This is a genomic window from Streptomyces ambofaciens ATCC 23877 (assembly GCF_001267885.1).
Classification (GTDB): Bacteria; Actinomycetota; Actinomycetes; order Streptomycetales; family Streptomycetaceae; genus Streptomyces; species Streptomyces ambofaciens.
Window position 1 is genome coordinate 6414008 of record NZ_CP012382.1, and the last position, 14332, is coordinate 6428339.

At 72.3% G+C, this 14332-nt stretch carries 8 protein-coding genes and 2 pseudogenes; 5 read left to right on the plus strand and 5 right to left on the minus strand.

All coding sequences use genetic code 11. The features are described 5' to 3' along the window. Positions 1 to 518 precede the first annotated feature (518 nt). Together SAM23877_RS28140 and SAM23877_RS28145 are read right to left on the minus strand one after the other, a co-directional pair. On the minus strand, positions 519 to 3356 hold the full coding sequence (locus tag SAM23877_RS28140) for an ATP-binding protein (protein WP_053139157.1): 2838 nt from the start codon (positions 3354 to 3356) through the stop codon (positions 519 to 521). Between the two features lie 229 nt (positions 3357 to 3585). Then, positions 3586 to 4425 (minus strand): LuxR C-terminal-related transcriptional regulator, encoded by an 840-nt coding sequence (locus SAM23877_RS28145; RefSeq protein WP_053139159.1) that lies wholly within the window; start codon positions 4423 to 4425, stop codon positions 3586 to 3588. A gap of 123 nt (positions 4426 to 4548) precedes the next feature. Here SAM23877_RS28145 and SAM23877_RS28150 point away from each other — a divergent pair, with 123 nt between their 5' ends. The 4 genes and pseudogenes from SAM23877_RS28150 (at position 4549) to SAM23877_RS39690 (ending at position 8421) form a co-directional block, all read left to right on the plus strand. Continuing rightward, positions 4549 to 6222, plus strand: coding sequence for an AMP-binding protein (locus SAM23877_RS28150; protein ID WP_053139161.1), 1674 nt, complete (start codon positions 4549 to 4551; stop codon positions 6220 to 6222). Further along, a pseudogene (locus SAM23877_RS28155) lies at positions 6219 to 6782 on the plus strand (AMP-binding protein); the annotation flags it as partial. The gene SAM23877_RS28150 and the pseudogene SAM23877_RS28155, both read left to right, overlap by 4 nt. A 291-nt stretch (positions 6783 to 7073) precedes the next feature. Further along, positions 7074 to 7670 carry a hypothetical protein gene (locus SAM23877_RS28160; RefSeq protein ID WP_053139166.1) on the plus strand — a complete coding sequence of 199 codons (597 nt, stop codon included), beginning with the start codon at positions 7074 to 7076 and terminating at the stop codon, positions 7668 to 7670. 82 nt (positions 7671 to 7752) lie between these two features. Further along, entirely contained in the window at positions 7753 to 8421 is a 669-nt protein-coding gene (locus tag SAM23877_RS39690; RefSeq protein WP_159042004.1) for a hypothetical protein, read from the plus strand. Between the two features lie 337 nt (positions 8422 to 8758). Here SAM23877_RS39690 and SAM23877_RS28175 read toward each other — a convergent pair whose 3' ends face one another. Then, the gene (locus tag SAM23877_RS28175) at positions 8759 to 10180 is read right to left on the minus strand and encodes a recombinase family protein (protein WP_053142950.1); all 1422 of its coding nucleotides are present in this window, start codon (positions 10178 to 10180) and stop codon (positions 8759 to 8761) included. A gap of 24 nt (positions 10181 to 10204) precedes the next feature. Here SAM23877_RS28175 and SAM23877_RS28180 point away from each other — a divergent pair. Next, positions 10205 to 11122: pseudogene (locus SAM23877_RS28180) on the plus strand (AMP-binding protein); the annotation flags it as partial. Between the two features lie 6 nt (positions 11123 to 11128). Here the strand turns inward: SAM23877_RS28180 and SAM23877_RS28185 are convergent. Both SAM23877_RS28185 and SAM23877_RS28190 read right to left on the minus strand, forming a co-directional pair. Continuing rightward, positions 11129 to 12172 (minus strand): hypothetical protein, encoded by a 1044-nt coding sequence (locus tag SAM23877_RS28185; protein ID WP_053139172.1) that lies wholly within the window; start codon positions 12170 to 12172, stop codon positions 11129 to 11131. 31 nt (positions 12173 to 12203) lie between these two features. Then, the gene (locus SAM23877_RS28190) at positions 12204 to 14168 is read right to left on the minus strand and encodes a DNA/RNA non-specific endonuclease (RefSeq protein ID WP_053139174.1); all 1965 of its coding nucleotides are present in this window, start codon (positions 14166 to 14168) and stop codon (positions 12204 to 12206) included. Positions 14169 to 14332 lie beyond the last annotated feature (164 nt).

Genomic DNA, 14332 nt, shown 5'->3' on the forward strand with positions numbered 1-14332 from the left:
AGGGGTTGCCGGTGGGGGGTCGCACGGGGTGGGGGGTGGACACGGGGGTCTCGGGACAGACCCCCGTATGCCCGGGCGAGCGGCACGTGCTCACGCTAGGACCGGCGGCGCGGACCCCCCAATGAGGGAAGCCCCTAGGGGAGTCGGGCAGGGAAAACCCTCGGCCGCCCCTCGGTGACCCGACCGGCCCCACCGAGCCGGGCCGACCGAGCCGGCCCCACCGAGCCGGGCCGACCGAGCCGGGCCGACCGAGCCGCGCCCACCGAGCCGGGCCGACCGAGCCGCGCCCACCGAGCCGGGCCGACCGAGCCGGGCCGACCGAGCCGGGCGCACCGAGCCGGGCCGACCGAGCCGGGCGCACCGAGCCGGGCGCACCGAGCCGGGCGCACCGAGCCGGGCCTGCCGAGCCGGGCCGACCGAGCCGGCCCCACCGGGCCGGCCTCACCGAGCCGGCCCCGCCGAGCCGGGCCCGCCGAGCCGGTGGTCCGCGTCACTCGCTGCGCGTCACCCGTCGCGCGTCACTCGCTCCGCCGGCCCGCCGCCAGTCGGACGATGTCCACCCGGGACCGGATCCCGAGCTTGCGGTAGACGCGGGTCAGGGTCGCCTCGACCGTCTTGACGCTGACGAACAGGCGGCCGGCGATCTCCCGGTTGGTCGCGCCCTCCATGACGAGCGCGGCCACCTGGCGCTCCATCGCGGCGAGCCCCGCCAGACCGTCGGGCACCACGAGGGCCGCGGCGGGCACCGGGAGCGCGGCCCGTGCCGCGGACGCCTCCAACCGCCGCAGCCAGGGCAGCGCCCGGCAGCGCCGGAAGAGGCGCGCCGCGTCGTCGTACGCCGCCGGGCCCGGCGCCCGCCCCGGCCGGCCCGCCCGCAGCTCCGCCAGCGCGAAGGCCGCCCGCGCCTCCTCCAGGCCGTAGCCCAGCTCGGCCAGCCGCTCCCGCGCCGACGTCAACCCGGTGACGGCGGCCCGGTGTTCGCCCCGTGCCGCCCGCACCAGCGCCTCGGCCCGGTCCAGCACGGCGAGCACGCCGCCGCGCCCGAGCCGCAGCGCGTGCACGCGCGTGACGTCGACGACCTCCTGCGCCTCGGCCGTCGCCCCGGTACGCACCAGCGCCTCGGCGAGGTCGCCCTGCCACCGGCCGCGCGCCGGGTCGGTGATGCCGGCGCCGGCCTCCAGCTCCCGTACCCGGCTCAGCGCGTGCACGGCCGCCTCCGCGTCGCCCGCCACCAGGCTCGCGTGACCGAGGGCGGCCAGCGCCCGCGACAGGTACACGGCGTCGCCGTCCTCCTCGGCCCGCCGCACCGCCTCCCGCGCCAGGGCCAGCGCCCGTTCCACGTCCCCTCCGGCGGCCTCGGCGAGCGCGGCCTGCATCGCACCCGCGCCTTCGCCGATGCCCGCGTCCCGGGCCAGCGTCAGACTCTCCCGGGACAGCTCCAGGGCCCTGCCGCAGTGGCCGGAGTGCAGCTCGGTCTCGGCGAGGAACCGCAGGTAGTGGACCTCGCTCTCGGCCATGCCGCGCCGGCGCGCCTCGCGCAGCAGCGCGGTCGCGGCGGTCCGCGCCTCGGCCAGCCGGTCGCTCATCACCAGCCAGCGGAACCGGGAGGAACCGGCCCCGTTGTGGTGACACGCCACCCGCGCGTCCTGCGGCTCGTCGAGCGCCCGCCGGATGGTCGCCGGGGCGTCGGGATGCCCCATCAGCGTCTCGGCCTGCGCCTGGAAGGCCAGCGCCAGCAGCTCGGTGCGCCGGTCCCCGGCCCGTGCCGCCAGCCGGGCGGCGTGCGCGGCCTCCTCCCGGCCCTGGGCGAAGTCCCCCTGCACCACCAGGCCGCGCCAGGCGAGTTGGTAGTGGACCAGGGCGAGCAGCCGGGGATCGTCCCCCGCGTCGGCCAGGACCTGCGGGAAGACGGCGTCGACCTCGCCGATGGCCTGCCCGGCCGCCTCGATCACCACCATCCAGGCGCGTACCCGCTCCCCGGGCGCGGTGGCCCGGGTCAGTACCTCACGGGCGATGTCCCGGGCGAGGTCCTGCTCACCCGCGGTGATCGCGTCCTCGGCGGCCTGGAGCCGGCGCTCGTCCGGCCCCGGTGCGCTGTCCGCCGGGGTGTGCCGGGCGGCGAGCAGCCCCAGCGACGCGGCGACCGACGGGGCCCCGCGGTCCCGGGCCAGCGCGGCCGCCTCGGCCAGCCGGGCCGCCACCCGCGGATCGGTGCCGGTGGTGGCGAGCGCCAGGTGCCGGGCCCGCTCGATCGGGTCGGAGGCCGCCGTGGACAGCGCGGCGTGCGCGGCCCGCCGCTCCGGCGCCGGGGCCTCGGCGTACAGCGCGGCCGAGATCAGCGGATGCGCGAACCGTACGGTGGGTCCCTCCGGGTCGGTCGCCAGCAGACCCAGCCGCGCCGCCTGGGCGGTCTCCGCCTCGGCGTTGCTCCGGCCGGCCGCGTGCAGCAGGGCCGGGGTCGGGCGGGCGCCGGCGCTGGCCACCAGGAGGGTGCGCCGGGCCTCGTCCGACAGCATCTCCAGGCGGGAGAGGACCAGGGCGCGCAGCGAGGTCGGCACCGGCAGCGGCTCGCCCGGCCGCGGCGCGGTGGGGCTCTCGGCGAGCGCCCGGCCCAGCTCCAGCGCGAAGAGCGGATTGCCGCCGCTGGTGCGGTGGATGTCGCGGACCGTGGAACGGGGCAGGCCGCAGTAGCCGCGGTCGTCGAGCAGGGCCGAGACCTGGGCACGGGTCAGCGGTCCGAGGCGCACCGCGCGGGTGTCCGGCGGGGACGCGCGCAGATGGCGGTCGTACTCGGCGCCCTCCGTCTCCGGCCCCTCGGTCCGCACCGCGCACAGCATCCGTACCGGGGTGTCGCCCAGGCGGCGGGCGGCGAAACCGAGGAGCTCGGCGCTGGCCGGGTCGAGCCACTGCAGGTCGTCGGCGACGACCAGCACGGGACCCTTCGCGGCGAGCGCGCGCAGCGTGGAGAGCACCGCCAGCCGCAGCGCCAGACCGTCGCGCTGGAGGGTGGACTCGCCGCGGCCCGTGAGCGCCGACTCCAGCGCGGTGCGCTGCGCGGCGGGCAGGGCGTCCGACACCTCGTCCAGCACCAGACCGAACAGGTCGGCGAGGGCGAGGAAGGGGAGGTGGGATTCGGACTCGGTGGCCGAGCAGCGCAACACGGTGTGGGCCGTGCGCGCGTATTCGGCGGCCAGACTGCGCAGGACGGTCGACTTTCCGATTCCGGCGGGGCCGTGCAGCAGCACACTGCCGCCGCGGGTGAGTTGCTCGCGCGCCGCGCCGAACGACTCCTCCCGCCCGATGACCAGGTCGGAGCGGCATCCGGCAGACTCCGCGAAGTCCCGTCGCACGGTCACCGCTCCCCTCCGTATGACGCGTCCCGCGCGTATGTCGTGTCCTGGCCAATATTAGGCAACGGTCCCCTGAACCGCCGGGGGACGAAGGGGTGACGGAAACAACAGCAAGAGGGCGCCTCCGCAGAGGAGGGGCGGCGTGAAAACCCGCGGCACCCGTCGGTCACGGCGGCCGACCGCCCCGGCCTGCCGGCCCGCTCACGGCAGCCCTCCGGCCCGGCGAGTCGCCCCCTTACGGCAGCCCTCCGGCGCGGCGAGCCGCCGCCACCGCCTCTCCACGGGTGCGGGCGCCGAGCTTGCGCATGGCCGAGCGCAGATAGGCCTTGACGGTCTCCGGGCGCAGGCCGAGCCGCTCCGCGGCCGCCGCGTTCGTCGCCCCGGCGGCCACGCAGGCCAGCACGTCCACCTCACGGGGAGCGAGCCGGGCCGGCGGGGCGGCGGGCCCGCTCCCCGCCGCCAGTAGTCCGCACGCCCGCAACAACTCCTCCCGCAGCGCCGGGTCCGCGATCCTGGGCGCCAGTGCGCGCAGCGCGGCGTGCGCCTCACGCACCTGTTCCCAGCCCGGGGAACCCCCGGGGCCGCACGCGGCCCGCGGCCGGGCCGCCGTCAGCAGCGCGCCCGCCTCGTCCCGCAGCACCAGCGCCTGCTCCACGTCCCGCGCCGCCTCCACGGCCGCGCTAAGCGTGCGGTCGCCCAACGGCTGGGCCGTGCGCAGGGCGCCGTAGAGCACCCCGCGCACCCGGCGCCGTACGACCACCGGGACCGCCACCACCGAGCGCAGCCCCTCGGCGGCGACCGGGAGGTCGTACTCGTGGCTGATCTGCCGCGAGACGGAGTAGTCGCTCACCGCGCACGGCCGCGTGAGCGCCACCGCCTTGCCGCCCAAGCCGTTGCCGGAGGTCACCGCGAGGGCGCTCAGCGCGGCCGTGGCCGTCCCGCTCAGCTCGCTGATGCGGACCTGGCGGCGCCCGGACTCCACCAGCCCGCCGAAGGCGACCGGCAGCCCGGTCGTCCGCCGCAGCCGCACCAGCGCGCTGCGGATCTCCACCCCGCCGGCCGTGTCCACCGCCACCCGTTCCGCCCTCCTCGCGCCCGTCCCGGGACGCACACCCCCGTTCGGGGGTAGTGAGACCTGCATCACGGATTACACGATGGCAGAGAGCCGCCCGGCAAGGTCCGGCACGAAGGAGGACAGATGACGACGGCCACGGAGCTGTTCCGCAGCGCACGGGACTTCCTGCTGGAGCACCGCGAGGACTACGCCGCCGCCTACGAGGGCTTCACCTGGCCCCGCCCCGGGAACTTCAACTGGGCGCTGGACTGGTTCGACGTCATCGCCGAGGGCAACCGGCGCACGGCGCTGCACATCGTCGAGGAGGACGGTTCCGAGGTCCGGGTCTCCTTCGCCGAGATGTCCGCCCGCTCCGACCGGGTCGCGAACCGGCTGCGCGAGTGGGGCGTCGGCCCCGAGGACCGCATCCTCGTCATGCTCGGCAACCAGGTCGAGCTGTGGGAGACCGCGCTCGCCGCGATGAAGCTCCGGGCCGTGGTCATCCCGGCCACCCCGCTGCTCGGCCCCGCCGACCTGCGCGACCGCGTCGACCGCGGCCGGGTCGGGCACGTCATCGTGCGCGCCGCGGACACCGGCAAGTTCGCCGACGTCCCCGGCGACTACACCCGCGTCGCGGTCGGCGGCACGACGGCGCCGGGCTGGTCGCGGTACGAGGACGCGTACACCGCCTCCGACGTCTTCATCCCGGACGGCCCGACCACCGCCGACGACCCGCTGATGCTGTACTTCACCTCGGGTACGACGGCCCGGCCCAAGCTGGTCGAGCACACCCACGCCTCGTACCCGATCGGGCATCTCGCGACCATGTACTGGATCGGGCTGAAGCCCGGCGACGTCCACCTGAACATCTCCTCGCCCGGCTGGGCCAAGCACGCCTGGTCGAACCTGTTCGCGCCGTGGAACGCCGAGGCGACCGTCTTCCTGCACAACTACACGCGGTTCGACGCCGGCCGCCTGATGGCCGAGATGGACCGGGCCGCCGTGACCACCTTCTGCGCCCCGCCCACCGTCTGGCGGATGCTCATCCAGTCCGACCTGAGCCGGCTCGCCACCCCGCCGCGCGAGGTCGTCGCCGCCGGTGAGCCGCTCAACCCCGAGGTGATCGAACAGGTGCGCCGCGCCTGGGGCGTGACCGTCCGGGACGGCTTCGGGCAGACCGAGACGGCCGTCCAGGTCTCCAACAGCCCCGGCCAGGTCCTGAAGACCGGCTCCATGGGCCGCCCCAGCCCCGGCTACCGCGTAGAACTCCTCGACCCGGTCACCGGCGCGCCCGGCGCCGACGAGGGCGAGATCGCCCTCGACCTGTCCGAGAGCCCCGTCGGCCTGATGACCGGCTACCACGGCGACCCCGACCGCACGGCGGAGGCGATGGCCGGCGGGTACTACCGCACCGGTGACATCGGCGCCCGCGACGCGGACGGGTACCTCACCTACGTGGGCCGGGCCGACGACGTGTTCAAGGCCAGCGACTACAAGATCAGCCCCTTCGAGCTGGAGAGCGCCCTGCTGGAGCACGAGGCGGTCGCCGAGGCGGCCGTCGTGCCGGCCCCGGACGAGCTGCGCCTCGCGGTGCCGAAGGCGTACGTGGTCCCGGCGGCGGGCTGGGAGCCGGGCCCCGACACCGCGAAGGTCCTCTTCGAGCACTCCCGCCGGACCCTCGCCCCCTACAAGCGCATCCGGCGCCTGGAGTTCGGCGAACTGCCCAAGACCGTCTCCGGCAAGATCCGCCGCATCGCACTGCGCGAGGCCACGGCGGCCGGTTCCACGGACGAGTACCGCGAGGAGGACTTCCGGTGACCCCGCCCCCCGCACAGCCGTCGTACGCCCACGGCACCAGCACGGCCCCCCTCCTCGGCGACACCATCGGCGCGAACCTCGACCGCGCCATCGCCGCCCACCCCGGCCGCGAGGCCCTGGTCGACGTCCCGTCCGGACGGCGCTGGACCTACGCCGAGTTCGGCGCGGACGTCGACGAGGTGGCGCGCGGACTGCTGGCGAAGGGCGTCGCCAGGGGCGACCGGGTCGGCATCTGGGCGGTCAACTGCCCCGAGTGGGTCCTCGTCCAGTACGCCACCGCCCGCATCGGCGCCGTCCTGGTGAACGTCAACCCGGCCTACCGCGCCCACGAGCTGGAGTACGTCCTCAAGCAGGCCGGCATCACCGTGCTGATCGCCTCCCTCACCCACAAGAGCAGCGACTACCGGGCGATCGTGGACCAGGTCCGCGGCAGGTGCCCACAGCTGCGCGAGACCGTCTACATCGGCGACCCGTCCTGGGACGCCCTCACCGCGGGCGCCGCCTCGGTGCCGCACGACCGGCTCGCGGCCGCGGCGGCCGAGCTGAGCTGCGACGACCCGGGCGGCGCCCTCACGGGCTCTCACGCCATCCGGGAGGGTCTGGCGCTCTCACTTCGGTTGTGCGTCCAGACGGATGCACCGGGACTCCCCGACTCACGTTTCACTCTCGACAGCCGAGACCGTGCGCCGTAGGGGGCTGCGCACCGAAGCCGCAGACCCACTGAGCACGGGGGCGTGTCCTGGGGAGTGCTCGGGACACACCCGTCGCGTGTCGGCCGGCTCAGTGAGTCTTGGAGCCAAGTCGCGGCAAACCGCTACGAGTTGACCGGATGACAACGCCACACTTGAGGCATGGACGAACTGTATGTAGTCCGGCATGAGCCGACCTGGCGCGAGGAGCCGGAACCAGACGACGAGTACGACAACGACACGGACCACAAAACCCTGTACGCCCTCTTCGGGCTGGCCATCTACAAGGCCAACGTCCTCGAACACACCCTCGTCAACACCCTCGCCCTGGCCAGAATCATCACGGCGGAGGAGCAGGGGGAACAGCTCATCCGGGACCCTTGGGCGCAGGGCTTCAAGGACATGATGGGCAAGCTCATCAAGCGCGCCGAGCCGCACGTAAGCGCCTACCCGGAAGTGGTAGACGACCTGACCAACAGCCTGAAGCGGCGCAACTTCCTGGTTCATCACTTCTGGCGTGAGCGCATCCAAGAGACGATCGCCGAGGCGAGTCGAGCCAAGATGTGCGCGGACCTGAAGGCCGACTGCCGACTGTTCACTCAGACGGATGAGCGCCTGAGTGAGAGGGTCTTTGACCCCCTGGCGAGGAAGCGGGGAATCACGGCCGAGATGATCGAGGCTGCGTACGCGGAGGAACGCCGCGGGGCGATGAAGCGCTACGAGCCCGACTCGTTCACGGCCGAAGACGATTCGGGCTGACCTGCTTGTTCACACGCCCCTGGCCAAGCTGAAATTGCCCTGAAGTTCCTGGGAGGCAACGGCGATGATGTAGCTTCCGGCCATGAACACTCTGGCGGGGGACTGGTGGGAATCCGGCTCGTGGTGGCAGCTCGTCGTCACGATCACTGCGAGCATCGCGGTGGGCATTCTCGGAGCCTGGGCGGCGCTCAGGTCCAGCAACCCAAAGCGTCAACTCACCTGGCGAGTGCGGTCCAACACCCCGCTCATGAGCGTACCCGGAAACCCCCAAGGGTCTGAGCTCGCCGTCACCTTCTTCGGTGCGCCGCTGGCATCACCGCGCATCGTTGAACTCGTCATTGCCAACTCAGGTCGGCGTGACATCACCGCCGCCATGTTCCATGACGCTCAACCACTGCGGTTCGACTTTGGCGCCCCCGTCTGCACCATCCTGGATGTGACGACATCCCCCGCCGGAAGCATCCGCCCCACGTTCGACACCGCTGGCTGGCACATCGTGGGCGATGACACATCGGGAGAATGTTGGGTTGACGTCCTCCCCACGCTGCTCAGCAAGGGGCAGGAAGTCGTACTTTCTGTACTCGTCGACGGCGATGAAAAGCCAGTGGACTTGGTCAGGTTCCCGCTGGTCGATGTCGCTCCAGTCTCCGAAGCGCCGGGGGAACGGTCGCGAGCGCTCGCCGAGGCACTCAGCCGAACGTCGATCTACCTCGGGCCGATCCGCATCAGGGTGCGCTCTGATCGACCCTGAAACCGTGGCGCAAGGGCGGGCGGTAAGACGCAGCGGTGCGGAAACCACGGCTCAGGGGATCACCCCCCGACCGACGTCCGACCGAGCGGGCAGGCGCCCGGGCGGCTGAGGACGCAGCACGCGGCCCGCTCGCGAACGATCACGCAGCCTCGGGCCCCAGTCCTCGGCCGCTCGCTCCCTCGACAACAACGACGCGGACGACCGGGCACTCCTCGACGAGCTGATGCCCATCACGTACAACGCCTTCAACCGCAACGGTCGTGTCGCCCCCTGACGCCAGGCAGACGGAAGCCCCGGCTACCCCCGAAAGGGGGTAGCCGGGGCCTCGTCGTATCCGCTACTCGCTCACGTCCCGCCACTCGATGGTGACGTGGTCATCGACAGACATGGAGGACATGTGCCGGCCCTTGGCCGGGTTCAGGGTGACGATGCAGCAGAAGTCCACCCACGCACGACGCGTCGGCAGAGGCAGACTCGGCCACCCCTCGATCAAGCCCGCGACCCCCTTCACCGGGTCGAGCGGAGGGATGCCGCCCGAGCTCACCGTCTCCGACTCGATCTCTTCGAGCTTCTTCTGGAGCGCCGTCGACCCAGCGGTCATCTGAGACAGACTGATCGCTCCCTCTGCGTAGGCCACAGCCAGCCCGTCGAGACGCTGCCGCAGTTCCTGTGCCTGACTCTGGAGCTGGGCCCCTGACTGGCCGTCCTGGGCGTTCTGACTCTCCAGGATCTGACCCAGAAAGTCAGGGAACATCAGCCGGGCCAGCGTCGCCTTGCTCGCACAGTCGTCGGCGATGCTCCGCGGAGTACGCGTGTGCGTAGCCGCGCAGCCGTACACCGGGACACCCCGGTAGCCGCGACCGTTGACCGTGTCAGTGCATCCGTCGTACCCGCAGTTCCCGATGCCGGCGAGCAGCGTGCCCGGCGTCCGGCCGGTCCGCTTGCCTCCCGAGAACCGCTCCGGGCTGTTCAGGATGGCCACGACTGAGTAGTGCACCTCCGGGTCGAGGATCGGGGGCCACTGCGCCTGCCCCATCACCTCACCGAGATACGTGGCCATCCCGGCGTAGCGCGGGGACGTGAGTACCTTCTTCACGCCCCGCAGCGTCCACCCCTTGGCGCCCGTGACCTTACTGCGGGGCGACTGGAGCTTGGCCTCGTCCCACTTGCGGGCGACCGCCGACAGAGACTCCCCGGCGAGGATCATCTGAGCGCCCTCGACGATGGCCGCAGCCTCGTCGGCGATGAGCGTCATGTGGTCGTCTGCGTATCCGAAGGGGCGGATGCCGGCGGTGTACGGGCGGCCCTGCTGGGCGGCCTGCTGGTTGGCGAGCTTCTGGCGCGCGGCCTTCTGCTCACCCTCGTAGGTGGCCCAGGCCGTCACCGTGCGGGCGACAGCTCGGCCGGCCGGCGTGGCCAGGTCGAGGTGTCCGGCCTCGACCGCGTAGACGTTGACGCCGAGCTCGATGACGCGCTCCAGGTCCCGCGTGACGCGGATGAGGCGGTCAGTGTGCCAGCACACGATCGCCTGCGGGTTGCTCTGGAGCATGGCTTCGAAGTCGGGCCGGACGACGTTCTTCTTCGTGGCGCTCAGGTCGTTGTCGACCCAGACGTGTCGGACCTTGAGCCCGAGCTGTGCGGCGAGCGTCCGGCAGCGCTTCTCCTGCCGCTGGACGCCGTACTCGTCGCCCGTGAGATCCTGGCTGATGCGGACGTAGATGTCGCACTCGGCGACCTGCCCTGACCCGCGATTTTGCATGAAGGGCATGGTACCCCCAAGGTGTACCGCTCGTTCGGCATGGTCATGGGCAACCTGGGCGCCACCTCCCACGCCGCCTGCATCGTCATCCCCGGCCCCTCCTTCGACCCGGCCGCCACCCTGGCGGCGGTCCAGCAGGAGCGGTGCACGTCCCTGTACGGCGTCCCCACCATGTTCATCGCGGAGTTGAACCTCCCCGACTTCGCCTCCTACGACCTCACCTCCCTGCGCACCGGGATCATGGCGGGCTCACCCTGCCCCGTGGAGGTCATGAAGCGGGTGGTCGCCGAGATGCACATGGAGCAGGTCTCGATCTGCTACGGCATGACCGAGACCTCCCCGGTCTCCCTCCAGACCCGCATGGACGACGACCTCGAACACCGCACCGGCACCGTCGGCCGGGTCCTGCCCCACATCGAGGTCAAGGTCGTCGACCCGGTGACCGGCGTGACCGTGCCGCGCGGCGAGGCCGGGGAACTGCGCACCCGCGGCTACAGCGTGATGCTCGGCTACTGGGACGAGCCCGGGAAGACCGCCGAGGCGATCGACCCCGGCCGCTGGATGCACACCGGGGACCTCGCGGTGATGCGCGACGACGGCTACGTCGAGATCGTCGGCCGCATCAAGGACATGATCATCAGGGGTGGCGAGAACATCTACCCGCGCGAGGTCGAGGAGTTCCTCCACGCCCACCCGAAGATCGCCGACGTCCAGGTCGTCGGCGTGCCGCACGAGCGCTACGGCGAGGAGGTCCTCGCCTGCGTCATCCCGCGCGAGGCGGCCGATCCGCTCACCCTGGAGGAGCTGCGCGCCTACTGCGACGGGCAGTTGGCCCACTACAAGATCCCCAGCCGCCTCCAGGTCCTCGACTCCTTCCCGATGACCGTGTCCGGGAAGGTGCGCAAGATCGAACTGCGGGAGCGGTACGGGACGGGCGCTTGAGGGGGCCTACTGGACCAGCTCCAGGTGGGGGTGGTCCGGGGACACCGGGCAGACGTGGAGTTGCAGGTCGTAGCCTCGGGCGAGGTCGATCCGGGTGTGGTTCGCCGGGGGGACACCGGGAGGAAGCGGGTGGCGGGTCCGGTCCCCCTCCGGGGCCCAACTCGCGGTGCCGCGGTTCCATTCGGTCGTGGCGATGGTCAGCAGCGGGTCCATCCCGGTGCCGCACGTGGAGCAGACCCGTGGCATGGGGTCGGTCAGTCCCCAACGGGACCAGCCACCGGCCTTCCAGCCGGGGGAGACGGACAGCTGATCCATGTAGAGCTCCTGCGGCGCCACGGCGTAGGCGCTGTCCACCGCGGATTCCGCTGCCTGCCACCTGCTCCAGTCCGCCAGCAGCTCCTGCAGTTCCTTGCCCAGCTCCAGGAAATGGGGGTACTCGACGACCTCCTCCGGCGAGAGCAGGCAGGGCTGGGGCACGTAGCCGGAGAACTGGACCGCGGGCGGCTCGGGGGGCGTGTCGAGGATGTCGGTGACCGCGGCGGCGGACCGCCGGAACAGCGCGGTCCTCGGGTGTTCCGGGTGGTCGAAGGGGCACCACAGCACCTGGAGCAGATCGGCGTCGGCCTGCCCGGACAAGCGCAGCGAGGGGACGTCGCGCAGGTACAGCTGGGCCACGGGCAGCATGGCGATCGGCCCCTCGGGCCACGGGCGGCCGGCATTGATCCGCTCGATGACCGCCCGCTCCTGCGGCGTGTACCCGGACGCGCCGGGAACGCCGTCCGCTCGACTCGCCGCGGCAGCTTGGATGCGCCGTAGCAGACGTACGTCCTCCGCTGAGGTGGGCTCGTTCACCTGGTCCCATTCGTGCGGGCCGTCGCAGTGGGGCCACGGCTCGTCGGCGGGCCACAGCAGCGGTCCACCGACCGAGCTGTCGTGCGGCGACGGAGACCCGGCGCGTGGGTGCAGCCGGGTCGCCGTGCGCGCCATCGGGGCCAGTTGAGGGAAGAGCGCGGCCACGTCGAACGGCCGCGGTGGGGTGGTACTACTCATACTGGCTCCCGATGGCGCGAATCGTCCGGGCTCAGTTCCCGAGGTTGAGCTTCCCGGTGTTGCCCTTGGTGTTGGGTATGTACTGGTCGGAGAAGAGCGGCTGCGAAGAGCCGTCCGCGCGTTCGACTCTAGCGGTCATCTTCACACCCACGGGAATCGTGCTGCTGGCGTCCAGGTAGTCGGGCGTGACCTGGTACAGGACCGCGTCACCGGCCCCGAAGTTGGCGTCCTCCTTCACCAGCTTCTGAATCGCCTGCTCGAAGGTCCGCATGCTGGGTGTACCGGTGTTCATGCCGGACTGCCAGCAGGGAACGAGGTTGCGCTGTCCGCCGTCCAGCACCCGGCCCTTTCCGCCGAGGATGTTGGCGATGAGGTGGCACCGGGCGAGTCCCGTCCCGGGGGAGTTGCTGTCACGGAACAGCTCCGCGTCCTGCCAGCCGGTGATGTCACCCACGGCGTCACTGCCCTCGTCGGGGTTCTTCCCCACGCAGGCCTGTGCCGTGGTCGCCCGCTCACCGGCCGGTCCGAGCGGGGTGGTGGTCTTGTTGACGTGCGCGACCGCTTCGGTGGTGTTCCTGATCCACCCCTTGCCGGCCGGGAGCGAGTCGGTGGGTGCGTTCTTCAGACAGGCGGCCTGCGGCCCGGCGGTCGAGCTGGTGATCTCCACCTTGAACTGCTCGGCCTCCAGCACCCGCTGGTTCACGAAGCCCTCGTCGAGCTGCGTCTCGGCGGACTGCTTGTCCGCGAGCGGGATGTGGGCACGCACACAGGACCTGCCGGCGTCAGCGGTCCCCAACTGGTGGATGTTCCATCCTCCGCCGTTGTCGTTGGGGATGATCTCGGCGCACTGGGCCCCGTCGGTCCCTCCTTCGTGGGTGGCCGCGAAGGGGAAGGTGCCGCAGCTGTCGTCCGTGACGAGGGGCGTGGGCTGGAAGGGCTTCGAGCCCTGACAGGTGCGAGCGGTGCGGTCGGCGATGCCGCTCTTCGCCCGGGTCAGCGGCGTGTCGCGCCCCCAGCCGTTGGCGAGATTCTGCTGGGCCCACAGGTATCCGGCCGCCGCGGCGCGCGACGTGCCGTTGAGGGTGACGACCGGCATGATGCTGGGCACCACGCAGCCGGGAGCGGGCGTGCCGGCGGAACCGGTGTCACGGACGTCGTCGTCACAGCGGATCGGCCTGGGGTTGCTCCAGGTGGCGCTCGGGTCGATGACCTGGGCGCCGGGAGCGGCGACGTACAGCTCGTACGACGTCGTGAACTCGACCTTGGTGCCGGGGGCCGGGGTGGATTCGTAGGTCACGCGACCGTTGCGGGCATCGCCCTTGACCAGGGTGCCCCCGTACCACGGGGCGTTCTTGGTGGCCTTGCAGCCGGCCGAGCACGCGGACCGGAACTTCGCGGTCAGGGACGTGACGGCCCCGGTCGCGCCGGTCATGGTCACGGTGACGTGCTCGTTCCACGTCGTGCCCGCGGGGGGCAGGAGGGCACTGGTCGTGACGTCCAGCGTGCCGGTGCCCAGTTCCTTGCCGTTGCTGTCCTTGAGCACGTACAGCACGGTCAGGCCGCTCACGCAGTAGCCGAAGCGGTTGTAGATCCACTGGCCGGGGGAGGTGATCGAGCAGCTGACCTCGTCGGCGGCGACGGAGGCCGTCGTCGGCTGCGCGGCGGCGAGGGACTGCCGCTTGGCCTGCGTCACCGGCTTGGTGCTGGTGGTGACGCAGGCTTCCACGGCACCCGACCTGCGCTCGCGGGAGCCGGCGCGGGTGGGCTCGCAGTGCTCCCCGGGTGCCACCGGGACGGGCCCGGTCTCGGTGGGCGTGGGAACGCCGGTCCTGTCGGCCGGATCGAGGCCGTCCACCGCCCGGGACGTCTGGGAAGTGGGGGACACCTCCGGTGCCTGGGACGCGGGCACCATCGCGGTGGTGGTGCCCAGGGCCAGGACGGCCAGCAAGGGGACGGCCGCGCGTCGATAGCGCGCGAACAAAGAGGATGGTCGCATGGTCGTACTTACCTTTCGGGTGTGACGTGCCACCGGGTGGGCGGAGGCTGGGGAACGCGTCCCGGGGAGTACGGCGTGAGGGAGTGGCGTGAGGCCCGCCCGGGACCGTGGGTCCGCGTCGGCGCGGCGGTGGGACGTCGTCAGAGGACCGCCCCGCCGGTCAC